The organism is Litorilinea aerophila (assembly GCF_006569185.2).
GTDB classification, from domain to species: Bacteria; Chloroflexota; Anaerolineae; order Caldilineales; family Caldilineaceae; genus Litorilinea; species Litorilinea aerophila.
The window spans coordinates 98856-122660 of record NZ_VIGC02000018.1 but is presented as its reverse complement, the minus strand read 5'-3'; the positions used below and the strand labels follow the sequence as shown (position 1 = coordinate 122660).

Sequence of the window (23805 nt, the reverse complement as noted above, 5' to 3'; positions counted from 1 at the left end):
TATGTCAGGAGGTGAAGGCGTGGGAAGAGGACCGGAACGCGGCCCGGGCCACCGTAGAGTGGCGCTTCACCACGGCAGATGCTTGGTTCAAACTCCATCGCCTATACCCTCAATAATCAATGTGGTAGAGTGCTGGGTTTGGCTGAATCTGAAAGGATAAGAGAAGAAAATGGTATGCCTATATACAATAGTTCGTCGCATCCGTCTTTTCACGATTTTCTTCATGAGTTTGATGATCCTTGTCTCTTGTAATACACGACAAAAAGAACCTCTCCCTAATCCAACTGTCACCTCGAGTGAAGCGAGAACTTCCGTTACAGAAGTTAACAAAAAGTCGGGGGGCTCGGTGGGACAACCGGAAAGTCCAGTTTCACCGCTTGCACCGGAGAGCCCTCTGGCCTTTGTGCCCACCTACGGCGAAGGAGCATCTCTTCGCGGCAGAATTCTCCACACTGTAACTGGGCAGCCCATTACAAATGCAGTGATTCGTCTGGCGGAAGTTTACTGCCCTGAAAACACTACTCCACAAGACAAAGAAACAGATTGCTTTTGGACATTAAGCAACTCTTTTAGTCCTTCTACATTTTCTGATGACAATGGATATTTCCAGTTTGACAATATTGAGGCACGCGATTGGGTGGTGATCGTTGGTGATATGATGACAATTTATACATTTATTACGAGGGGAGAACAGCAAAAGCCGATTATATGGACGACTGAATCCGGTAAACTGCTAGATATTGGAGAACATGCTGTTTCATATCCATGAGTCCATGGGGAAACCGTACAGACCACCGTCTTCCACTGCCCTTCATTATCGATTATTGCCGGATTTGTCCACCGGGGGGCATTGGAGTCACCCACGATGAAGAGAGCAGAGCCCACTTGGATATCGAGACGCAACATCAGTGGTCCGGAGGAGACCCTGACCCTGGCTGTATCTGTTTTTTCAGACGGGCGAGATCTTGCAGATCTGTGAAAAATTTCACCGTTGCGTTTCCAGCACCTGTTTTCTGTCGTCTGTTATTGACTTGTTCGTCCATTCGTTTTGTGCAAATTTGAGTCCTGGATTTGCCCGGGATTTGTACTAGATGTTGAGACCAATCAATAGAGCGTTGCGTTGATTTCACTTATTCGAGAGAATTTTTCGTGACGCTTGGTGTGGCACTGACCTAATATTTATCATCAATTTCATAATAATTGACACAGGACACCCCCTATGGTATAGTGCTCTTGTCTTTGGCATCGGGTCCCATCTACCCTGGGTTAGGTCAAAAGCACTGTGCACGCAGTTCGCAAGCAGATCCTGGAAATTTTGAAAGAACGGGAAGGGGCCACCGTTGCCGAGTTGGCCCAGGCGCTGGATATGGCGCCGGTCTCGGTGCGCCACCATTTGGACGTGCTGCAGGGAGATAACCTGATCTGTGTGGACCGCCTGGAGCGCAAGGGACATGTGGGGCGGCCGCAACAGGTCTATGCCCTCACCCCAGAAGCCAACGAACATTTCCCAGACAATTTCGCCGCCCTGGCTGCCGGGTTGGTCCGCCAGTTGAAGGCCATCCTCCCCCCCGATGAGGTGGATAAGGCCTTCCGTGCATTGGCCCGGCGTTTTGCCGCGGAGTTGGCCGCGGATGAGCTGGCCGCCCTCTCCCTGGAGGAGCGGCTGGGGCAGGTCACCCAGTTTTTGCGCGAGCGGGGGTACCTGGCTCGCTGGGAGGTGGAACTGGAAGAGGATGATACCCGGCCCGGCCGCTACCTGCTCCACAAATACAACTGTCCCTACGCCGGCGTTTCAGCCGATCACCGGGAGCTTTGCCTGATGGATCAGGAGCTGATCAACGAGCTGATGGGGCAAACCTGCCGGCGCATCCGCTCCATGGTGGAAGATGGGCATTGCTGTACCTACGAAATCTGCATTGCCGGAGATTCCCCCGAACAAACGGAAGGAGTGGCCCGCAGCGAGATCATGCTCATGGCATAGCAGCCCATTCGGTGCCCTTTGGACAAGCCACAGGGGGACTGTTCCGCCTTGAAAGGCCAGAATAGGGGAGAGCTTACGTTGCGCACTCAACTTCAATTTCATGCCGATATACCAGGTTCCGTCACCATCGATCCGGTGCCGGATCCCCTGCCCATCACCCCCATGCACGACAGCTATGGGCGGCGGATTCACTATTTGCGCATCAGTCTCACGGACGCCTGCAACCTGCGCTGCGTCTACTGCATGCCGGAGGATATGCACTTCCGCCCCCGCCACGAGCTGATGACCGACGAGGAGATCCTCTTCCTGGTCCAGGTGGCAGCCAGCCTGGGCGTCGACAAGATTCGGCTCACCGGCGGCGAGCCCACCATCCGGCCCGGTGTGGTGGAGATTGTGCGTGGGATTGCGTCGGTGCCCGGCATCCGGGACATCGCCATGACCACCAACGGCATCCTCCTGGACAAGCTGGCACGTCCCCTGGCCGAGGCAGGCCTCAAGCGGGTCAACATCAGCATCGACACCCTCAACCCGGACAAATTCCACCGTATCACCCGCTGGGGGCGGATGGAGGATGTGTGGCGGGGCATTCGGGCCGCCGAGGAAGCCGGCCTGCGCCCCCTCAAGCTCAACTGCGTGGTGGTTCGTCATTTCAACGACGATGACGTGATTGACCTGGCCCGTTTGACCCTGGAGAACGATTGGGAAGTCCGCTTCATCGAGATGATGCCCTTCGGCGAGGTGGCTGATTTCCAGCAGAGCAACGTTGTCTCCTTCCGGGAGATCCGGGAGCGGGTGGAGGCCGTTTTTGGACCGCTGGAAGAGGTGGGCTACGACTACCTGGATCCCAGCCGTCCTTTCCGCATTCCCGGCGCGCTGGGCACCCTGGGCTTCATCAGCAGTGTGACCGAGCCCTTCTGCCAGGGCTGTGGGCGGGTCCGATTAACGGCCGATGGCAAGCTCCGGCTCTGCCTCCTGCGAGACGACGAGGTGGATCTGTTGACGCCCCTACGCCAGGGAGCCACTTTCGAGGAGATGCGCACCCTCATGCGGGATGCGGCCTTCCACAAGCCATGGGGGCATGGGCTGGCCGAGGGGCTCTACGCCGCCAATCGGGCCATGAACCAGATCGGCGGTTAGATCATCCGCTTCCTGGCCAGGGCGCGGTAGGTCGGTGGACGGGCAAATTGGCACTCCGGGCCCTACCGGGTACAATTTGTGTGGAACGTTGACATTTAACGCTGCTTATCGATTGCGATTCAGAGTCGTGTGATTCGGTGACGAGTTCAGTCGAACTTGAGCAACTATTCAGTCAAGGAGAAGCCTGGAAATGATTACTCTGACTCCCGCTGCTGCAGAGAAACTGGCCAGCATCATGGAGCAAAAGGGGCTGCGCGAGACCCACGCCCTGCGTGTCTTCGTCAAGGGCGGTGGCTGCGGAGGCATGCAGTACGGCATGACCTTCGATGACAACATCCGGGAAGGGGATGAGGTCTACGAGCAGCACGGCCTGCGGGTCCTGGTCGATCCCACCAGCCTCTTTTACATCGACGGTTCCAACATTGACTATGTGGACAATTTGATGGGGGGCGGCTTCCACATCGAGAACCCCCAGGCGGTCAGCGCCTGTGGCTGCGGCAGCAGCTTCCGGACAGCCCGCACCCATACCGGCGAGGCTGTGCCCGAACAGAGCTGCGGCCATTAAACCATCTTAAACTTTCCGGTACCCATTGGGCGAGGAGACTTTCCCCTCCTCGCCCAATTTCTGTCCCTGGGCGGCCTTTGCCCTCGGGAGACAACGGAGGTTCTCCTTCGAGCATCCGACGATTTCATGAATGCACGATACTTTACCCTGGCCGAGGCCCGGGCCATTCTGCCCCAGGTGAAAGAGTTGATGGAGCACATCCAGCGCGCCCGGCGCGAGATTTTGCGCCTGCGCCCTGATGCCTGGCCCGTGCTGCAGAAGGCTGCCACCAATGGCGGCAGCCGGGCCGCCAGCGACCTTTACCAGGAGTTCTGCCAGTTGGAGAAGGGCGTCAAAGGCATCATGAACCTGGGCGTGCTGGTCAAGGATATCGACCAGGGGTTGGTGGACTTTTTGGGCAAACGGGCCGGCCGGGAGATTTACCTCTGCTGGCATTATGGGGAAGAGGACATTCTGTACTGGCACGACTTGAACGCTGGCTATGCGGGCCGCCGGCCCATTGACGATCTGGTAAGCTGACGGGCCTTCCAGGATTCAGCACAGTCTGGCGTCAATACCACGCCAGAAATTCGGCTGTATGACTTCCGGCAGCAGCCATCTGTGGGCTTCTGCCGGGATTGACTCAAGCCTGGAGGGAAATGGGTGAAGGAACCAGTGAACAGAACCATGGCAGATTTTGTAGAGGCATCGCCGGCGCGTACGGCATCCCAGGAGGCAACACTTCCGTCCACCTCCGACCGTGAAGACTCCCTGGAAGCGCGTATCCAGGCGGTCCTGGATACCTATCGCCCCACCCTGTACATGGACGGCGGGGATGTGGCGCTCTTGAGGGTGGACGAGAGTGGCATTGCCCACATTCAGATGTTGGGGGCCTGTATCGACTGCCCCATCAGCCTGCTGACCATGAAACTGGGCATTCAGCGGTTGCTCAAGGAACATTTTCCCGAGATTAAGGGCGTGAATGCCATCACCGACATCGACATCTCGGCGCTCTACAACCGCTCGCCCCACCCATCCTCCTGACACTCCATCGCTTCGAGGGAGATTGTGATGCCCAATCCCTTTGGTGTACCCGAACTGACCGTCCAGGAAGTGGCAGAAAAGCGCCGTTCTGGCGTTCCTTTTTTATGGCTGGATGTGCGGGAGCCGGTGGAGTGGACCGCCGCCCGCATTGATGATGCCGAAATTCTGACCGTCCCCCTGAGCGAGCTGGCCGAGCGCCAGTTGGATGCCCTGCCCGAGGCGCTCCTGGATCGGGAGGCGGAGATCGTGGTCTTTTGCCACCACGGCGTGCGCAGTGCTCAGGTGGCAGCCTGGCTCCGCCAGCAGGGCTGGAAGCGGGTCTACAACATGGCCGGCGGCATCGATGCCTGGGCCCGGGAGATCGACCCGTCGGTGGGCAGCTACTGATGCCTACCCGGGCCGCTAATTTTTATCAAGCGTTTCATATTAATTTGGGCGATCGGGGAAGCCGTGGTAGAATCCCACGCGTTCTTATCGATACTGTACCCTTGATTGAGGAGGGATCACTGTGCGTGTCGCATTAATCAATCCAAAATTTCGCCTGCCCATCGACACCCGGACGACGCCTCATCTGGGCCTGGCCTATCTGGCGGCTGTCAGTGAGCGTCGGGGCGACGAGGTGGTGATCTTCGATGCCGACGTGGAGCGCCGGTCCGTGGCCGACTTTGTCCAGGAGTTTCGCCCCCACATTGTCGGCATCACGGCCAACACGCCCCAGGTCAAACAGGCCTGGCGCACGGCACGCGCCATCAAGGAGGTCCACGACTGCCCCATTGTCCTGGGCGGGCCCCACGTGAGCGTCCTGCCTGAGGAGAGCTGCGAGAAGCCCTATGTGGATATCGTGGTGCGGGGCGAAGGCGAGGAGACCTGGATCGATATCTGCAACCGGTTGGAAGCCTACCTCAAGGATCAGCCCTCCTACCACACCGAAGCCTTCATGCACCCGGAGAACGAGATCTTCTCCGACTGCCTGGGGATCACCTACAAGACCAGCGACGGCCAGATCCACAACAACCCGGATCGGCCCCCCATCGCCGACCTGGACAGCCTGCCCTGGCCCGCCTACCATCTCTTTAAGATGGACCGCTACACCAACCTGCAGCCGGCCACCGACCATGTGGACGGCGCCCGCAGTTTCAGCATCCTCACCAGCCGGGGCTGCCCCTACCGCTGCACCTTCTGCAGCCAGAGCATCATGCCCATCAAGTGGCGCAGCCGCAGCCCGGAGAACGTCCTGGCCGAATGGCGCCACCTGGTGGAGGACCTGGGCGCGCAGGAGATCGGCGTCCTGGATGACAGCGCCAACATTCGCGTCAAGCGGCTGGAAGAGCTGGCAAAGCTGCTCATCGAACACAAGCTCAACCACGTCCCCTGGATCTTCGTCAACGGCATCCGGGCCAACCTGGCCAGTAAAGAGCTGCTGGCCCTCTTGAAGCAGGCCGGCCTGAAGCGCACCGCCTTTGGCGTGGAGACGGGCGATCCCGAAATCCTCAAGAGCATCGACAAGAAGGTGGATCACGACACCATCCGCCAGGCCTTCAAGAATGCCAAGGAAGTAGGGCTGGAGACCATCGCTTTCATGATCATCGGGCTGCCGGGCGACACCCGGGAATCCATGCAGCGTACCATCGACTTTGCCATCGAGCTGGATCCGATGATTGCCAACTTCTCCATGATGACGCCCTACCCCGGCACCAAGGTCTACGAGATCGTGAAACGCCAGGGTCGCTTCCTGATCAACGACTGGGAGGACTACGTCTTCTTCGAGCAGAAAGCCCGCTATGAGATGGGCGAGATGACTGCTGAGCTGGTGGAGGAGATGTACCGACGGGCGTATCGCCAGTTCTACCTGCGGCCTTCGCCCATCATCCGCCGCATCAAGAAGAAGGATTTCTGGCTGAACCTGCCCCGCAACGTGCGCATCGCCATGCGGACCTTCTTCCCCAAGAAGGAGAAGACGGGGCTGCGCAAGGCCGTGGAAGCCGAGGGCGCCATCTGAGCGTAATGTGTAAGTAATGTGTAAAACGTAGTGCAGGAAAATTCTGCACTCTCGTCTTTTATATTCTACGCATTACGCATCACGAATTCACCTTTTCACCTTCGAGGTTTTTTATGCGTGTAATTCTTGCCAGTCCAGAGGCCAAAGTCTGGAGCGCCCGCAAACACATCCCCCTGGGACTCGGCTACCTCGCCGCGGTGTTGCGTGAAGGCGGCCACGATGTGATGATCTACGATGCCGCCATTGAAGACGTGGGCGTCGACTACTACCTGGACCAGGCCGAGGCGGCAGGCAAACCCTACCAGCTGATCGGCATCACCGCCACCACCCCCCTGATTCAGGAGGCGTGGGAGATGGCGGCCCTGGCCAAGAAGCGGGGGCTCCACACGGTCCTGGGCGGACCGCACCTGACCATCATGCCCCTGGAATCCCTGCAGCCGCCCCACCACGAGTACGTGGACTACGTCTTCAAGGGGGAGAGCGAGTACAGCTTCCTGGAACTGGTCAACATCCTGGATGCGGGCCGCCGGCCGGACGTGATCCCCGGCATCCACTTCCGCCATGGCGACGAGATCGTGGCCAGCCCTGAGAGCCCCATGATCCCGGACCTGGACGCGCTGCCCTTTCCGGCCCACGATCTCTTCAAGATCGACCGCTATACCAACCTCCAGCCCCTCACCGACGGCCTGGATCCCCACGCCCGCAGCTTCACCATCCTGACCAGCCGGGGCTGCCCCTACAAGTGCACCTTCTGCTCCAAGCCGGTCACGGGGGATACCTGGCGGGCCCGCTCGGTGGAAAGTGTGGTCCAGGAGTGGAAGTGGCTGGTCAAGGGGCTGGGCGCCACGGAGATCGGCGTCACCGATGACATCTGGAACTTGAAGCTGCCCCGGGCCAAGGAGCTTTGCCGCCGGCTGGTGGAAGAGGGGCTGAACACCGTGCCCTGGGTGACGGTCCACGGCATGAAGGTCAACCACACCGACCTGGAGCTCTTCCAGCTCATGAAGGCCGCCGGCTGCAAGCGGGTTGGCTTCGGCGTGGAAAATGGCGATGAGCACATGCTGCGCAACGTGATCCGCAAGGGGCAGACCATTGACATGGTGCGGGAGGCCTTCGCCAACGCCAAGGCCGCCGGCCTGCAGACCATGGGCTTCTTCATCTTCGGCATGCCCGGCGACAACGAGGAGACCATGGAGAAGACCATCCAGCTGGCCCTGGAGCTGGACCCCAAGCTGGCCAATTTCCTGCTGGCTGCGCCCTTCCCCGGTACGGCCATGTACGACATGATCAAGGAGGGCGGCCAGATCTTCGCCGACAACTGGAGCGACTACGCCATCCACGAGCAGAAGGCCCGTTTCACCATGAACGAGGGCTACGATCCGGAGCTGGTGGTCCGCAAGTGGCGGGAGGCCTACCGCCGCTTCTACCTCTACCGCCCGGAGCGGGTCTTGGAGAAGATGATGTTCAAGGAGAACTGGACCAACCTGCCCAACACCCTGGCCCAGGTGAAGCGCTTCTTCATCGGCAGCAAGGACCAGACGGTCGATGCCATCGGTGCTTCCGAGAAGAAGGTGGTGGTGGGATAACACCCCATGATGTTGGGACTATTGCCGAAGTTGCCCCTCTATTGGGCCTTTCGTGCCTTTGGGTGGCCTAAGGTCAAGCCCTTCTCGGTGGTGATCAGCGTCAGCTTCCGCTGCAACAGCAAGTGCCGCACCTGTGATGTCTGGCGGAAGCCCAACGACGACCTGACCGTCGACGAGTGGGAGCGGGTTTTCGCCCACCTGGGCCGCGCGCCCTTCTACATGACCTTCACCGGCGGCGAGCCCTTCCTGCGCAAGGATCTGGACGAGCTGGTGGTCCGTGCCTACCGACACTGCCGGCCCGAAGTGATCACCATCCCCACCAACGGCATGCTGACCGAGCGGGTGCTCACCATGGTGGACCGCATCTGCCGGGAATGTCCCAAGTCCAGCATCGGCATCAACCTGAGCCTGGACGGCGTGGGCGAGGAGCACGATGACATCCGGGGCGTGGAGGGGAACTGGGAGCTGGCCATGGAAACCTGGCGCCAGCTCAAGGCGCTGCAGCAACAGCACAAAAATCTGGTGCTGACGGTGCACACGGTGATCAGCCGCTTCAACGTCCACCGCTTCAAGGAAATTTACGCGGGGCTTCAGCCGCTGGAGCCCGACAGCTACATCACTGAGGTGGCTGAGGAACGGGTGGAGCTGGACACGGTAGGCTGGGGCATCACCCCCCGGCCGGACGACTACGACGAGATCGCCGATTTTCTGAGCCAGCAGGCCCGGCAGGCGCCGGCCCGGGGTATCGCCCGCTTCACCCAGGCCTTTCGGGCCCAGTACTACCAGCTGGCCAAACGGGTGCTGCGGGAACGGGATCAGGTGATCCCCTGCTACGCAGGCTGGGCCAGCGCCCACATCGCCCCCAACGGCGACCTGTGGAGTTGCTGCATCCGCGCCGAGGCCGTGGGCAACCTGCGGGAACACGACTACGACATCACGCCCATCTGGCGCAGCCAGGCCATGGAAGCGCTGCGGGGGAGCATCAAGCGCAAAGAGTGCGCCTGCCCCATGGCCAATGCCAACTATGCCAACATGCTCCTCCATCCTCCCACGGTGACCAAAGTGCTGGCCGACGTGGTCAAGTAATCAATCCCCATCCAAGTTTCAGGCGGACCTCATGGAGGTCCGCCCGCTTCCTGACCCGTTTCGTGGCCATCCCGTAACCCTGGCGGAATGCGGGACGGATCGGCCACCAGGGCACAGAGCCGGCGCAGGTTCATCACATCCTCCGCCAGATCGTCCCCTTTGGGTGTCTCCAGCAACATGGCGATTCCGTCCCAGCGGGGATCGTTGAGGATGTGGGCGAAGCCCGCCTCGCCGATCTCCCCTTCGCCGATGTGGGTGTGTCGATCCACGTGGCTGCCCAGCTTCCCCTTGCTGTCGTTGAAGTGCCAGCACTTGAGCGCATCCAGCCCCACCTCCTGCTCCATCTCGGCCAGCATGGCCTCGTAGCCCTCGGGCGTGCGCAGGTCGTAGCCGGCCGCAAAGGCATGGCAGGTGTCCACGCAGATTCCCACCCGGCCTGGCTCTGCCAACAGTTCCATGATGGCCCGTAGCTCGGCAAAGGACTTGCCCAGGGTGCTACCCTGCCCGGCCATCAGCTCCAGCAGGGTGAGGGTGTCGGCACATTCAGGCGTCTCCCGGTGGATGCGGTTGAGGGCTGCGGCGATGCGGGCGATGCCTGCTTTCTCGCCGCTGCCGGTGTGGGCGCCGGGATGCAACACCACGTGGGGGATGGCGTAGGCATGGGCCCGCTGAAGTTCGTCCTTGTGGGCCCGCAGGCTCTTCTCCCACAGGGGATCCTTGGGGCTGGCCAGGTTGATTAGATAGCTGGCGTGGCTGACCGCGTATTGGATGCCCTGGGCGGCCATCTGCTCGTGCCAGCGGGCCACGTCTGCCTCGTCCACAGGCGGGCCGTTCCACTGGCGGTTGTTCTTGGTGAAGACCTGGACTGCGTTGCTGCCGATGGAAGCGGCCCGATCCAGCGCCTGGCTGACGCCGCCGGCGATGGACATGTGGGCGCCTAACATGAGTACTGCCATGGCTACTGCCCGGCCGGTACTCGTTGGCCACCGGCAGCCCGCTGACGGTCGCTGCGCATGTGGCAATTCTTGTACTTCTTGCCGCTGCCGCACCAGCAGGGGTCATTGCGGCCCAGCTCTGGCCCAGTCTTGCGCATCGTCTGGGGTTTGCCCGCGCCGTTGCCATCCCGGTTGGTGCGGATGTTGCGGGCGATGGGCGTGGGTGCCACTGGCTGGCGCTGGACCTGGAGGCTGAAGATGGCCTTGACGATGTCGCTGCGGATGTCATCCATCAGCTCGCCGTACATGCGGAAGGCCTCCCGCTTGTAGGCCACCAGCGGGTCGATCTGGGCGAAGGCCTGCAGGCCGATGCCTTCCCGCAGCCGGTCCAGGTCGGTCAGGTGGTGGATCCAGCGGTAGTCCACGGCCTGGAGCATGATCTGCTTCTCGATGCGGCGCATGAGCTCTTCGCCCAGCTCCGCCTCCTTGGCCGCGTAGGCCTCCAGGGCCAAGGCCACTGCCTGCTCTTCGATCTCCTCTGCCCGCAGCCCCTTCCACTGTTCGGCCGAGAAGTCCTGGGGCAGGGGGAAGAGGGCCCGCAGGGCCTGGACCAGCTCCTCCAGTTGCCACTCGTCTTCGTACTCGCTGGCCGTGAAGGTGTCCACCAGCTCGCCCACCTCCTCCTCGATCATGGCCACGATGGAATTCTTCATGGAGGGCTCGGTGAGGATGCGACGGCGCTGGTCGTAGATGCGGTTGCGCTGTTCGTTGACCACCTCGTCGTACTGAAGCACGTGCTTGCGGATGTCGAAGTTATGGCCCTCTACCTTGCTCTGGGCATTTTCGATGGCTTTGCTCACCAGGCCGGCCTCGATGGGCATGTCGTCTTCCACGCCCAGGCGGTTCATCAGATTGGCGATGCGGTCGCCGCCAAAACGGCGCATCAGGTCGTCTTCCAGGCTCAGGTAGAAGCGGCTGCTGCCGGGGTCGCCCAGACGGCCAGAGCGGCCACGGAGCTGGTTGTCGATGCGTCGGGCCTCGTGCCGCTCCGTACCCACCACGTGGAGGCCGCCCAACTGCTTCACCAGCTCCCGGTCCCGGGCCACTTCCTCATACTTCTGCTTGAGGACCTCGGCCCACCGGGTGTTGTAGACCCGCAGGGGATCCTGGCCGTGTTTCAGCATCTCCAGGCAGGCGTTCCAATCCGCCTGGGAGATCTCGTTGAGGTCGAAGCCTTCTTTGCGCAACTGCTCCCGGGCCAGGCCCTCGGGGTTGCCGCCCAGGAGGATGTCCACACCACGGCCGGCCATGTTGGTGGCAATGGTGACCGCGCCAGGGCGGCCGGCCTGGGCGATGATGGTGGCCTCCCGTTCATGGTTCTTGGCATTGAGCACCTCGTGGGGGATGCCCCGGCGCTTGAGCATGGCGCTGACCAGCTCACTGGTTTCGATGGCCACCGTGCCCACCAGCACCGGCTGCCCCCGCTTGTGGGCCTCCTCGATGTCCGCCAACACCGCCTTGAACTTGGCCTCCTGGGTCCGGTAGACCAGGTCGGGCAGGTCCTGGCGGATGATGGGCTTGTAGGTGGGGATCACCACCACATCCAGGTTGTAGATACGCTGGAACTCTTCTTCTTCCGTCTTGGCCGTGCCGGTCATGCCGGCCAGCTTGTTGTACATGCGGAAGAAGTTCTGGAAGGTGATGGTGGCCAGGGTCATGGATTCCTTCTGGACCTTGACCCCTTCCTTGGCCTCGATGGCCTGGTGCAGCCCCTCGCTGTAGCGTCGGCCTTCCATCAGGCGGCCGGTGAACTCGTCCACGATGACGACCTCGTTGTTGCGGACGATGTAGTCCCGGTCCCGCTTGTAGAGGGCGTGGGCCCGCAGCGCGTTGTCCAGGTATGGGATCATCTCGAAGTGTTCCGGGCTGTAGAGATTCTCGATGCCCAGCCGCTGCTCGATGTACGAGATGCCTTCCTCGGTCAGGGTGGCCACCCGCTCCTTCTCGTTGACCACGTAGTGGACCTCGGGACGCAGGTGCTTGACCAGGTTGGCGAACTCCACATAGTAGTTGGAGCTTTCCCGGGCCTCCCCGGAGATGATGAGGGGGGTGCGGGCCTCATCGATGAGGATGTTATCCACCTCGTCCACGATGGCGTAGTGGAGCTCCCGCTGGGTGAGCTGGGAGATATCCTGGACCATGTTGTCCCGCAGGTAGTCGAAGCCGAACTCGTTGTTGGTGCCGTAGGTGATGTCGGCCTGGTATGCTTCCCGCCGGGTGATGGGCCGCAGGGCCTGAAAGCGGTCGTCGGCCGACGGGTACTCGGGATCGTAGAGGAAGCTACCCTTGTCCGGGCTGCCGGCGCTGTTCTGGATCACAGCCGCGCTCAGCCCCAACAGGTGGTAGATGGGCCCCATGAGCTGGAGGCCCACCTTGGAGAGGTAGTCGTTGGGCGTGACCAGGTGAACGCCACGCCCTGCCAGCGCGTTGAGGTAGAGGGGCAGGGTGGCCACCAGGGTCTTACCTTCACCGGTCTTCATCTCTGCGATGGCGCCCGTGTGCAGCACGATCCCGCCCAGGAGTTGCACGTCGTAGTGGCGGAGGCCGATGGTGCGCTTGCTGGCCTCCCGGACGGCGGCGAAGGCCTCGGGCAGAATTTCCGTCAGTACCGAGTCTTCGATCTCCAGAATTTCCTTTTTGAGGCGATCCACTTCCAGGCGGGCAAATTTTTGCTGGTCGGTGCCCACCACGGCCAGGTATTCTTCTTCCGCGCGCGCCAGCTCCTCCTTCAAGGGGCGGACGGCCTCCTGGACCCGTTGGCGGAAGCGCTCGGTCATCTCCCGGAGTTCATCGTCGCTTTTGGCCTCGAAGGACTTTTCCAGCTCGTTGATGCGGTCCACCAGGGGCTGGTGGCGTTTTAAGATCTTCTCATTGGGATCGCCGGCAATGGCGTAATAAAGTTTCTTCAGCATGTCATTCCCTTATCGTTCAAACCAGTGCTTCCTGGCCGTATTTGCGGCAAACTGTTTACATTTTACCACGAGAATGCAAAAGTGGTCATGAAAGTTCCATGAGGGTCATCCCATTTTCCATGGCGCCCCATCCGCCCGGCCAGAAAATCAGGAGCCCTCCAGGTACAACGCCTGGAGGGCTCACGCCAAAGGAGGATGGACTATGGGGCAAAGAAATCGGGTTTGGGTTTACCGGGCCTGCACCTTGATCTGCTTGGGCCGGATGGATTCCGCCTTGGGCACGGTCAAGGTCAACAGGCCATTTTCAAAGGTCGCCTCGATGTGCTCCGCATCCACAGGCAGGTTGAAGCCCAGCCGCCGCTCGAAGGCCCCGTGGAAGAGCTCCTGTTTATAGTACTCGATCCGGTCCCCTTCCTGGCGAGGCGGGAACTGGCCCCGGATGATCAGCTCGTCGTTGTTCCAGGTGATCTCCACGTCCTCCGGCCGGATACCGGGCACGTAGGCCTGGATGTGGAAGGCGTCATCGGTGGCCCAGACATCCAGCGGCAGCCAGACAGTCCGACCCTGAACGGCGCTCTCGCCGGTGCTGCCACCATTGCGCTCGTAGTTGTAGGGCATCATGCGCCACTCGAACAGACGGTTCATGGTGTCAGCCAGGGTCGCGAAGTCACGAACCATGCTGTCGTAGATGGTGCTCCGCATGACTCATCCCTCCTTTCTGTGCCAGCATCTGAGTCAGAAATCAATGTCGGAAATTTGTGTCAGACACTGATGCATATGACAGGTATTTCATTGCATGCGTTTTGCCTAAAACGCTAAGCCGTCAACGTTAGATGGGCGCATGCATTCCGTTATCGTTCAGTCAGAACTGCGCTAAAATTTCGTTAGCGTTCACCCGGCCAGGAGCGGGCAGCCTGGCCGGCTACGCCTGTGGGCGACTGCCCGTTGGTCGGGCGCCCATCGTGGGCGCGGCCAATGCGCAGATGTGGATAGACCGGGCGACGGCCTGCCGCGCGCAGGGCAAGCTGGACAGCCAGGGCTCGTACCCGTTCATCCACAGCCCACCCCTCCAGGGTAATGCTGTCACGGCTGGCCACAATCTGGATCTGGGCCGTGGCGCCTCCCAGCAAGGGGTGGGCCGCCAGGGCGTCCCGCACCCGCCACGCCGTGGCTAAATCGCTTGCGCCATGCCCTACTCGGACCATGGTGGCTACTCCTGTCTTGCTGAAACCCTCGTCTCTGGTGCTACTACTATGGCACAGTGGCGTCAGAAAGGCACTAATGAACTGTTTGTACATTGTTTGAAGTCCATTTGACTCACCCGCCACTTTGTTCCCTCTCTGCCCGATGGTCTATACTAGCCCCTGTCATCCCAACCCGGATGGTGCGGGACTTCCTGCCTGGCGATGGAATCGAGGGTGGGAGAGAGGGAGGGCCGGGCGATGGACGAGCGGGAGACGAAAGGAGCGTGGAAAGACAGTGCGCGTCTTGTTGACGGGGATCGCCGGGTTTGCCGGCAGCCACCTGGCCGAATATTTGCTGCGGGAGCCACAGGCTACGGCGGACGTTCTGCCGCCAGGTGAGGCGCTGGAGATCCATGGCGTCATCCACCGTCACGACCGGCGCATCCAGCATCTGCGCAGCGCCCTGCACCTGCATCGGGGAGATCTGCGCAACGCCCTGTGGGTGAGCGAGCTCATTCAGCAGGTTCAGCCGGATCGGATCCTGCACCTGGCTGCCTGGAGCGACGTGGGGGGGAGCTGGGCCCAGCCGTGGACCACCTACGAGCTGAACATCCACTGCCAGCTCAACCTTCTGGAGGCGGTGCGGCGTTGGGCGCCGGACTGCCGCACCCTCATCGTCACTTCCAATGAAGTCTACGGCCTGGTCCAGCCCGAGGATCTGCCCATCGATGAAGAGACGCCCTTCCGCCCCAATAGCCCCTACGGCGTCAGCAAAGTAGCCCAGGACATGATGGGCCTGCAGTATTGGAACAGCCACCGGATCCCCACCATTCGAGCCAGAAGTTTCAACCATATTGGCCCGGGTCAGTCGGACGATTTTGTGGCCAGCGCCTTCGCCCGGCAGATTGCTGAAATTGAAGCGGGCCTGCGGGAACCGGTGGTGGCGGTGGGCAACCTGGAGGCTCAGCGGGATTTCACCGATGTGCGGGATGTGGTCCGCGCCTACTGGCTGGTCATCAACCGGGGTGAGCCCGGCCAGGTCTACAACATCGGGCGGGGGGAAGCCCGCCCTGTGCGCTGGCTGCTGGATACCCTGCTTCAGTTGACCCCTGCCCAGGTGTCGGTGACCCAGGATCCCACCCGTCTACGCCCCAGCGATGTGCCCATCAGCGTCTGTGATAACCGGCGCCTGGTGGCCGCCACCGGCTGGCAACCCCGGGTCACCTTACAGGATTCGTTGCGGGATCTGCTGGATAGCTGGCGGGAACAGCTACGCCGGGATCCCACGGGCGGGCCCGCGGGCAGGCCTACGTCCATCTCCGCCCGCGATTTTGAGGAATGACTCTGCTGCCAAACGGGCAGCTGTTTTCTGTCGAGACGGGAATGATTCAGAGGAGTGAAGAAAAATGCGTACCGCATTGATTACCGGCGTCACCGGTCAGGATGGTAGCTATCTGGCCGAGTTTCTGCTGGAAAAAGGATACCGGGTCATCGGCATGGTCCGTCGGACCAGCACCATCAACTTTGACCGCATCAAACACATCCAGGACCAGCTCGAGATCGTCCAGGGTGACCTGTTGGACCAGATGAGCCTGATCGGGATCCTCCAGGAGTATCGACCGCAGGAAGTCTACAACCTGGCCGCCCAGAGCTTCGTGCCCACCAGCTTCACCCAGCCGGTGTTGACCGGCGAATTCACGGCCCTGGGCGTCACCCGCATGCTGGAGGCCATCCGCATCGTGGATCCCAAGATCCGCTTCTATCAGGCCAGCAGCAGCGAAATGTTCGGCAAGGTGGTAGAGGTGCCCCAGCGGGAGACCACCCCCTTCCATCCCCGCAGTCCCTACGGCGTGGCCAAGGTCTACGGCCATTGGATCACAGTCAACTACCGGGAGAGCTACGGGATCTTTGGCTGTTCCGGTATCCTGTTCAACCACGAAAGCCCCCGCCGAGGCCTGGAATTCGTCACCCACAAGATCACCCATGGCGTGGCCCGTATCAAGCTGGGCCTGGCCAACGAGCTGCGCCTGGGCAATCTGGAGGCCCGGCGGGATTGGGGTTACGCCGCCGACTATGTGCGGGGCATGTGGCTCATGTTGCAACAGGACGAGCCCGACGACTACGTCCTGGCCACCGGCGAGACCCATAGTGTGCGAGAATTCGTGGAAGAGGCGTTCAGCTACGTGGACCTGGACTGGCGGGAATACGTGGTGCAGGATCCCAAGTTCTATCGCCCGGCTGAGGTGGACCTCCTGGTGGGCGATGCCAGCAAGGCCGGCAAGCGGCTGGGCTGGGAGCCCACCGTGGATTTCAAACAGCTGGTGCGCCTCATGGTGGATGCCGACCTGGCCGCGTTGCAGAAGGCCAACGGCTATCCACCCCAACAGCAGGAGATCCAGCAGCAGGAGATTCAGAAACAGCCGGACGCCCGGTAGGAACGGGCCCATCTGGTCGCGTCAGGACGGCTGGCCCAGCTCGTTCGAGGGGTCGGCCGTCGGTCGGATGTGGGTGCTGGTCTGAATCTGGAGGGCCAGCCCCAGGGCCACCATCCACCACCAGAGGAAATTGGTCTTGGCACCCATGGCCACCGCATCCAACTGGCTGTACAGGGTCTGGGCCAGCAGGCAGCCTAACAGCCCCAGCGCCCACACCCGCTGCTCCGCCGCCTCTTGACCTGCCCGGCGCCAGACTCCCACCAGCCCGGTCACCAGGAGCAAATAGATGGCCAACAGGGCAACCAGCCCGGGTAGGCCGAAGTCCAGGCCGGTCTGGATGAAAAAGTTGTGGGCGTGTCCCAGGTCATAGGTGGGGGAAATGCCCTGCATGGGATAGAGGAGGAAAACCACTTCCCGGAAGGTACCCAGCCCCATGCCAGTGAAGGCAAAGTCGTGGAGGCCCGTGATGGCGGCGCTCCAGACCGTCTGCCGGAAGCCCAGGCTGCTGGTTCCGCCCAGGGCTTCCACGGGGGGCGCATCGCTGATGAGGTCCACCAGGCTGGCGGGCAGGAAAGGGAAGGCCAGCACCAGGGCCACCACTCCTCCGGCCAGCGCCCAGCGCCCCCACCGCCAGGGCAAAAGCGCCATGGTCAACACCCCCACCGTCAGCCCCAGTAGGCCAGAGCGGGACTGGGTGAGCACCAATACCCCCAGCACAATCCCCGTACAGAGGAGAAAAAGCGCCCGCAGCGCCCTGTGACTCCAGGTGCGTTGTCCCCGGTTACCCAGGGCGCCCCACACCTGGGCGACGCTGAGAGCCAGCATCAGCGGCAGGGCGTGGAGCAGCGTGCCGGCTACCTGGTTGGGGTGGAACCCGCTCTCCGCCCCCTGGAAGACGCCCACCAGCGGCCCCGGAATGCGGCTCAGCACAGGCTGAAGCAAGGCGAACTTGTACAGCCAGTTCATGCCCAGGGGCGCCGCCAGGGCGATCCCCGTGGCGGCCAGGAAGAAGCCGGCTGCGACAGCCCGATAGAGACGCATGTCGCGGCTTCCGTGGGCCACCACCGCGGCGAAGAGGCAAAAATTCCAGAGCAAAATGTAGGCCCGGGGAATGGAGTGCGCCATCCGCAAAGGTTCGGGCGCGGCCCACAGGGAGATGGGCAGCATGAGACCCAATAAAAAAAAGAGCGGCCAATCGGCCGGCGTGGAGCGGCACCACAGGCCCAGCCGCCATCGTCGCCAGAGCCATCCCAGAGCCAAGAAAACCAGGCTCAAGGGAATGGTCCACGGTGGAAAGCGGGCCGGAAAGTAGAGGGAAGGCATTGCCAGCCCCAGCAGCAGCAGGTCGACGATGAGGGGAATGTCCCACCAGGCGCGCAAATACCTCATGGCCGCATGGTAGCACAGGCCGCATGGGGCCGCAAAACCGGCCATCCTCCATCAACGTTCCAGCAGGGAGAAGGGATCCACCTTTCGGCGCAGGATGGTGCGCATCATTTTTCGCAGCCACGCCTTCCAGAAGATGGGCTGCAGCGAGTTCCACGCGGCCATCAGCTGGCCATCTTCATCCACGGAAGACCGGAGGCTGCCGGACGTTCCCGGGCTGTGGCTGTTGCGGCTGAAGCGGTAGTGCACGTAGGAATGGATGATGGTGTGGATAGGCTCCCGGGCCACCGGTAGGGCCCGTTCCAGCTGGTGGGCCTGTTCGTAGGGCGTCTGGGTGGGAGGGAGAGACAGGCCCAGCCGCGCCGCCCATTGCTGGAGCCGCCCGAAGAAAATGGGAGGCAGGTCCGGGTCAAAGCGGTTGGGACCGGACAGCCGGGTCCGCCAGACCAGCCAGGCGCCTGCGCTCAGGACGCCCAAAAGCACCAGCGCGCCCAGCCATCGGCTCTGCCCCGCCAGCACTTCCGTGCCGCCCTCCATGGCAAATTCCTCGTTGAGCAGGCTCTCCGCCCCCATGTCCAGGCCAGGCGCAAAGGGATCCTCCTCCATGTAGGGGTCCAGGTTGGTATCCAGGGGGGCGCTGGCCATGTCCGCCGGGATGGGGTCGTTGCCCACGGGACGGTTCAGGGTGCTTTCTCCGGCGGTGGGCTCAAACTCGATCCAGCCCAGGCCCGGGAAGTAAACCTCAACCCAGGTGTGGGCGTCCCGCTCGGTGATGTAGAAGAGCCCCGTCTCTTCGTCGTAGGTGCCTTCGGCGTAGCCACTGACCACCCGGGCCGGGATGCCCAGGCTGCGCAGCATGACGGCCATAGCCGTGGCGTAGTAATCGCAATAGCCTTCCTTGATGTCGTAGAGGAAATATTCCACCGGATCCACATCCGGCGGCGGCGCGCTGATGGCGTCGTTGTAGGTGTAGCCCCGCAGGAAGGTCTCGATGGCCTTGGCTTTGTCGTACAGGGTCTCCTGGCCTGCCACCACGGTGCGGGCTGTCTCGGCCACCCGGGGCGAGAAGTTCTCCGGCAGCTGGAGATATTTTTCCAGGATCTCGGGGGGGAAGTCCGCTTCCACACTGCGCAGGGCACGCTGGGTGACCTCGGTGTAGTAGCTCACCACGGTGTAACTGTCCCCCGCTTCCAGGGGCGTCCGGGCGCGGGCCAGGGCGATCTCCACGGCGGTAGCTGCGGGCTCGCCGTCGGTGCCCGCAGGCCCGAAGAGGGAGGGCGCAGGCAGGGGCTGTACCAGCGCCTCGAAGGGGACGCTGGCCCGCACAATGTCCGGCGCGCCGAAAAGGATATTGCCCGTGGGTGACCGAAGGGTGATGGTCTGGGTCATGGGGCGCCGCAGGGCCCAACCGGCCACCGGAACCGCCTCCTGGGCATCGAAGTTTAGCTCTTCGTCGCTGGTGTTCAGCCACTGGCGGCCGGTGTAGGTGTCGTACACCACGGCTCGCCAGTATCGCCCCTGCGCGGTGTTGACCTGGAAGACGATGCTATTGCCCACGTTGCGCTCACCGCCCAGGGACAGGGTACGCCCAAAGGCCGCGGTGGTGGGCCGGGTCTGTCGGTTGAGCCCCTGGTAGAGCCGGTTCCAGCGTTCTGTGGTCTCCTGCCAGCGCTCATTCAGGGGGGCCATCACGTTGCGCACCTGGAAGCTGTGGCCAAGGCCCGGTGAGAGCCAGGCCAGGGTGATGATCAGCACGCTGAAGAGGAAGCCGTTGCGCAGGAAATCCAACGTGATATCCTGGCTAAAGTGGACTCGCTGTTCTCGCCACCGGATCTGCTGTTCCGCCAGGTGGGTGCGCACGAACAGGATCATGGCCACCAGGCAGAAGAAGATGAGAAAGCCCAGGATGGAGCGGGGCGCATAGTAGGTGTTGATGAGCAGCACCAGGCCCGCGGGGATGACCGCCCGCCAGGTGTAGCCATAGCGGAAGATGGCCCAGACGCCCAGGTAGGTCAGCCACCAGACCAGAAAGCTCATCTCGAAGATGAAAACGTAGTTATCCGCGCTGGCGGCATTGTTGAGGGCTGCGTCCACCCAGTTCAGCCAGCGTAGCAGGATGAAATAGGCTCGGGCCTGGAGCTCGGGGATGCCGTTGTTTTGAAAGGGCGCCAGCTCGGCTTCGCTCACCAGGCCGGTCATCAAATACAGGATCCAGGCCAGGCCGGTGAACATGCTGTGGGACAGGGCAAAGAAGCCGTCGAAACGGCTGTAGGCCATCAAAAAGCCCAGCAGCAGGGCGCCCAGGGTGACGGGCACCAGCAGGGTCATGTCCGAGACATAGCCGGCTGCATCCAGGGAAATGGCCAGGATCAGATAGAGCAGCGAAACGAGTATACCAGTGAAAAGCCGGCCGTCCTGGAAGTAGACGTTTTCACTGTACCGCCGGCCAGGGCGATCGGTTCGGGTGGAATCAAAGGTTCGGGTTGCCATGGTTAACCTCGATTGTCGCGCCAAAGTGCCACAGGCCCTGTGGGCTGACTTACATCTTGCCCCAAGGGTTGGCGACGTCTGGTACAGCCCTCCCGCTATACCTTACAGCAGCCGCCAGAGCATACCCGCCAGCAAGAACAAGCCAAAGAAACCGGCTGTTGCACTGAGGGCGGCTCGCCCCGGGTTCACCATCTGCCCATCGAAGGTGAGCATCTGGGAGGGGGTGGTGGCCGTCACAAGCCAGGATCGGCCCTGGCCGGATGTCCCCAACAAGCTGGAGCCGGCCTGCAATTCCACCAGCACCCAGCTCTCCTGCAGCAGGTCCCGCCACGCCTGGGCCGCGACTCGATAGTTGGCTGCCTGGACATGGGCCTGCAAGGCTGTTTCCAGACGGGCTACATCCTCCCAGACGTCCGGAGCTGCCTGGGCTTCAAATTGGGCTGCCTGCCGTTCCAGGTCTGTGGCCATCATGGCCCACTGATCGCCGGCCCGGCGCAGGTCCAGGGGCTGGCGTAGGCTCACCTGTTGCCACAGCAGATGGGAGCGGCGGGTTGTCTCCGGCCGGATCTGGAGGAGCAGCTCCCGCAGCAGGGCCCAGTCCGCCGTGGCGGGCAATGCCCGGGCCAGGGGAACCCCAGATGCGGTGTCAGGATAGGTGATGGTCAGGGTCAGCGATGTGGGTGTGGTGGCCTGGGGCGGTGTGGCAGCCAGGTTGATATCATAACCGGCTCGACCGTCCTGTGTCAATGCCGTCGACCACTGCTGGAGCAGACCCTCCAGGGCCGCGCGAGCATCAGCCTCCCGGCCAGGGGACGGCTCCCCGGTCAGCTTCAAGGTCGTCCCGGCCAGGCCGGTGGTGACGGTGACCTGCCAGCGGGCGAACAGGGGCTGAAATTGGGGGGGCGGCTGCAGTTGCAGGTCGCTCAGCTCCTCCGCGGCCAGGGCCATGGCGGCATCCCGCTGGCCCTGCTCCAGGAGATCCAACGCCTGTTGCACCCGGACGGTGCGTCGCATCTCGGCCAGGGTTTCCTGCTCCGCAGCCGTGGGGGACAGGCGGGCGATTTCTTCGATGAGCTGAAGGGCCTGGGGCCACTCCCGGCGTTGACGCGCGTCGCTCAGAAGCAGATAAAGCCCTTCCGTCTGCCAGCGCATCACCTCGGCCCGTCGCCGGTCGTCTGCCGGCAGGCCTTCCAGGGCAGCGGCGGCCTGCTCCACCAGGAGCCTGGCATAGGGCAGGGCCGCATTTCCGCCCACATCCGCCGCCCGGTTGCGGTAGAGGTCAGCCAGGCGCAGGTGCAATTCCGTAGCTGCCGCCGGCGGCAGCCCCTGGCGCTCGTGTTCGGTCAGGCCGTCGGTGTAGGCTGCCAGGGCCAGGGCATAGAAGCGGGCCCGGAGGCTCCCCTGGGTGGCCACATCCGCCGCCGCGTAAAGTTGCCGATAGAGGTCGCCAAGCTGCCGGAATGCGTCGGGCGGGGCGCCGCTGACAGCGGCCTGCCGGGCGGCCTGAAGCTGGCCCCAGGTGGACGGGGCCACGAACTGGAAGTGAAAGGGCTGGCGAGGGAGGCCGTTGTCGAACAGCCACTGGATGGCCGTCATCTCTGCTGGCGCTTCCAGCCCGTAGCGCCAGCCGTCCGGCGCGATGCCAAGCCAGCTCTCCGGCGGGATCGCCGGCGGGATCTGGACGGTGACCCGCACGCTGGGCGTACCCGACCAGCCCCGCAAAGGCGCAGGATCATAGCGCAACCCGGCCAGCGGCCCGGCCAGCCCGGTCACGGTGTAGCGCAGGCGGACGGTGCGCTGGGCTTCCGCCGCCAGCGAGAGGCTCAGGCCCAGGGCCTGGTTACCCTGGACCACCAGCGGCTGGAAGCTTAGCGCCTGGCCATCCACCGACGCCGAGAGATCGGGGAAAGCCGCCGCCTGCTCGGGCGCCAGGGGGCCGCTCCTTCCATCCAGGCGGGCGACCAGGTTTACCGTCTCCTGGGAGGGATTCTTCAGGCGAAACAGGAGCTCCACGCCCAGGGATGTGCGGCCGTCCGCCAGGGGCTGAAGCTGGAAAGTCGCCACATGGGTGTGCAGCACCACAACGGTAGCGTCCTGGGGAACCAGGTAGAGGGTGGGGCTGGTCGCCTGCACCCCAGGCGTGCCCTGTCGGGTCGGCGCTGCCAGGGCCTGCCTCGGGGCCAGGGGCCAGGCCGGAAACCAGGCGGCCAAAAGTGGCGGTAGCCACGTTCCCAGGAGGAAAGCCAGACACCCCGCCAGGAGCAGCCGATGCCACCGCTTCCTGGCAGATCCCGGCGGGTATCCACCGATGAGCCTGCCGGAGACTCCACAGATTTCACCGCTGAACACAGATCTTGCCAGAATTCTCTCTGGAAATCGTCTGCGACCCCGGTATCTCGGCGGCGCTGGGGCCCTTGAGCTATCTGGAGAGTACATGCCCAAAGTACGGCAGACGACTACAGTCTGGCGTAAATACCGCGGCAGACATTCCAGGTGCCCTCTGGGCGCGCTACCTCTGGTGGAATCTATCGGCGAATGTCTGCCGGGATTTACTACACCGGTGGGCCAACAGGAAGTTGCAATTCTCGATTCCTTCTGGTATCGTGGCATTATCGGGTGTTGTACACAGGCAAGAAAGGGTTGCGTTCCGGACCTATGATCAGACTTTTGATGCAATGGGATATCAAAATGGGGCGCGAGCAAGATTTCTCTGAATTCGTCGTGCGCGAGTTCGCCCCCCGTCTCATGCAGTTGGGCATCGAGCCCAACGAAGTCCTGTATACCATGTACGGCGAAGGTCCGCAAATGCTCACCATCGGCGCCGTCGAGAGCCCGGAACGGTTGCAGGACATCCTTCAGAGTCCGGGATGGAAGAAGTTGCACGACAAGCTGCTGACCTACGTCACCAACTATAGCCAGAAGGTCGTCCCGGACAACGGACGGAATTTCCAGCTGTAGTTTTTGGTAGTTGGAGTAGGTAGTCGGTAGTGGGGGCAGACGGGAAGGTCTGAAGCCCTGTTCTACAG

General features: G+C 62.3%; 20 protein-coding genes. 13 read left to right on the top strand and 7 right to left on the bottom strand.

What is annotated here, in order from left to right; translation table 11 throughout:
* Window positions 1–223 precede the first annotated feature (223 nt).
* The 10 genes from FKZ61_RS14595 to FKZ61_RS14550 all read left to right on the top strand — a co-directional run bounded on the left by FKZ61_RS14595 (window position 224) and on the right by FKZ61_RS14550 (window position 9377).
* A complete protein-coding gene (locus tag FKZ61_RS14595) occupies window positions 224–769 on the top strand; it encodes a hypothetical protein (RefSeq protein ID WP_141610863.1) in 546 nt (181 codons plus the stop codon).
* A 513-nt stretch (window positions 770–1282) separates the two neighbouring features.
* The gene (locus FKZ61_RS14590; protein WP_141610862.1) at window positions 1283–1981 is read left to right on the top strand and encodes a helix-turn-helix transcriptional regulator; all 699 of its coding nucleotides are present in this window, start codon (window positions 1283–1285) and stop codon (window positions 1979–1981) included.
* Window positions 1982–2059: 78 nt separating this feature from the next.
* Complete coding sequence (gene moaA / locus FKZ61_RS14585) at window positions 2060–3118, top strand: GTP 3',8-cyclase MoaA (RefSeq protein ID WP_229964267.1); 1059 nt, start codon at window positions 2060–2062, stop codon at window positions 3116–3118.
* A 190-nt stretch (window positions 3119–3308) separates the two neighbouring features.
* Window positions 3309–3683, top strand: coding sequence for an iron-sulfur cluster insertion protein ErpA (gene erpA, locus FKZ61_RS14580; RefSeq protein WP_141610861.1), 375 nt, complete (start codon window positions 3309–3311; stop codon window positions 3681–3683).
* Between the two features lie 126 nt (window positions 3684–3809).
* A complete protein-coding gene (locus FKZ61_RS14575; protein ID WP_141610860.1) occupies window positions 3810–4202 on the top strand; it encodes a DUF2203 domain-containing protein in 393 nt (130 codons plus the stop codon).
* Window positions 4203–4349: 147 nt separating this feature from the next.
* Complete coding sequence (locus tag FKZ61_RS14570) at window positions 4350–4706, top strand: NifU family protein (RefSeq protein WP_141610859.1); 357 nt, start codon at window positions 4350–4352, stop codon at window positions 4704–4706.
* 27 nt (window positions 4707–4733) lie between these two features.
* Window positions 4734–5093: a rhodanese-like domain-containing protein gene (locus FKZ61_RS14565; RefSeq protein ID WP_141610858.1), complete on the top strand. Its 360-nt coding sequence runs from the start codon at window positions 4734–4736 to the stop codon at window positions 5091–5093.
* A gap of 121 nt (window positions 5094–5214) precedes the next feature.
* A complete protein-coding gene (locus FKZ61_RS14560) occupies window positions 5215–6705 on the top strand; it encodes a B12-binding domain-containing radical SAM protein (RefSeq protein WP_141610857.1) in 1491 nt (496 codons plus the stop codon).
* 113 nt (window positions 6706–6818) lie between these two features.
* On the top strand, window positions 6819–8291 hold the full coding sequence (locus FKZ61_RS14555; RefSeq protein WP_141610856.1) for a B12-binding domain-containing radical SAM protein: 1473 nt from the start codon (window positions 6819–6821) through the stop codon (window positions 8289–8291).
* A gap of 6 nt (window positions 8292–8297) precedes the next feature.
* Window positions 8298–9377: a radical SAM protein gene (locus tag FKZ61_RS14550; protein WP_229964266.1), complete on the top strand. Its 1080-nt coding sequence runs from the start codon at window positions 8298–8300 to the stop codon at window positions 9375–9377.
* Between the two features lie 29 nt (window positions 9378–9406).
* Here FKZ61_RS14550 and FKZ61_RS14545 read toward each other — a convergent pair whose 3' ends face one another.
* The 4 genes from FKZ61_RS14545 to FKZ61_RS14530 all read right to left on the bottom strand — a co-directional run bounded on the left by FKZ61_RS14545 (window position 9407) and on the right by FKZ61_RS14530 (window position 14489).
* Window positions 9407–10333 carry a deoxyribonuclease IV gene (locus FKZ61_RS14545; protein WP_141610855.1) on the bottom strand — a complete coding sequence of 309 codons (927 nt, stop codon included), beginning with the start codon at window positions 10331–10333 and terminating at the stop codon, window positions 9407–9409.
* Window positions 10334–10335: 2 nt separating this feature from the next.
* Window positions 10336–13284, bottom strand: a complete 2949-nt coding sequence (gene secA, locus FKZ61_RS14540; RefSeq protein WP_141610854.1) for a preprotein translocase subunit SecA — start codon at window positions 13282–13284, stop codon at window positions 10336–10338.
* A gap of 228 nt (window positions 13285–13512) precedes the next feature.
* Window positions 13513–13986, bottom strand: a complete 474-nt coding sequence (locus FKZ61_RS14535; RefSeq protein ID WP_141610853.1) for an Hsp20/alpha crystallin family protein — start codon at window positions 13984–13986, stop codon at window positions 13513–13515.
* A gap of 182 nt (window positions 13987–14168) precedes the next feature.
* The gene (locus tag FKZ61_RS14530; protein ID WP_170199760.1) at window positions 14169–14489 is read right to left on the bottom strand and encodes a BON domain-containing protein; all 321 of its coding nucleotides are present in this window, start codon (window positions 14487–14489) and stop codon (window positions 14169–14171) included.
* 274 nt (window positions 14490–14763) lie between these two features.
* On the opposite strand from FKZ61_RS14530, the gene FKZ61_RS14525 reads away from it, so the two are divergent.
* Window positions 14764–15810, top strand: a complete 1047-nt coding sequence (locus FKZ61_RS14525) for a GDP-mannose 4,6-dehydratase (protein ID WP_141610851.1) — start codon at window positions 14764–14766, stop codon at window positions 15808–15810.
* Between the two features lie 64 nt (window positions 15811–15874).
* Window positions 15875–16903, top strand: a complete 1029-nt coding sequence (gene gmd, locus FKZ61_RS14520) for a GDP-mannose 4,6-dehydratase (protein ID WP_141610850.1) — start codon at window positions 15875–15877, stop codon at window positions 16901–16903.
* A 21-nt stretch (window positions 16904–16924) separates the two neighbouring features.
* Here gmd and FKZ61_RS14515 read toward each other — a convergent pair whose 3' ends face one another.
* The 3 genes from FKZ61_RS14515 to FKZ61_RS14505 form a co-directional block, all read right to left on the bottom strand.
* Entirely contained in the window at window positions 16925–18292 is a 1368-nt protein-coding gene (locus FKZ61_RS14515; RefSeq protein WP_170199758.1) for an O-antigen ligase family protein, read from the bottom strand.
* Window positions 18293–18343: 51 nt separating this feature from the next.
* A complete protein-coding gene (locus tag FKZ61_RS14510) occupies window positions 18344–20779 on the bottom strand; it encodes a transglutaminase TgpA family protein (RefSeq protein WP_141610848.1) in 2436 nt (811 codons plus the stop codon).
* Between the two features lie 102 nt (window positions 20780–20881).
* Window positions 20882–22990: a hypothetical protein gene (locus tag FKZ61_RS14505; RefSeq protein WP_141610847.1), complete on the bottom strand. Its 2109-nt coding sequence runs from the start codon at window positions 22988–22990 to the stop codon at window positions 20882–20884.
* Window positions 22991–23449: 459 nt separating this feature from the next.
* Between FKZ61_RS14505 and FKZ61_RS14500 the strand changes: the two genes are divergently transcribed.
* Window positions 23450–23737 (top strand): hypothetical protein, encoded by a 288-nt coding sequence (locus FKZ61_RS14500; protein WP_141610846.1) that lies wholly within the window; start codon window positions 23450–23452, stop codon window positions 23735–23737.
* The last annotated feature ends 68 nt before the right edge of the window (window positions 23738–23805 follow it).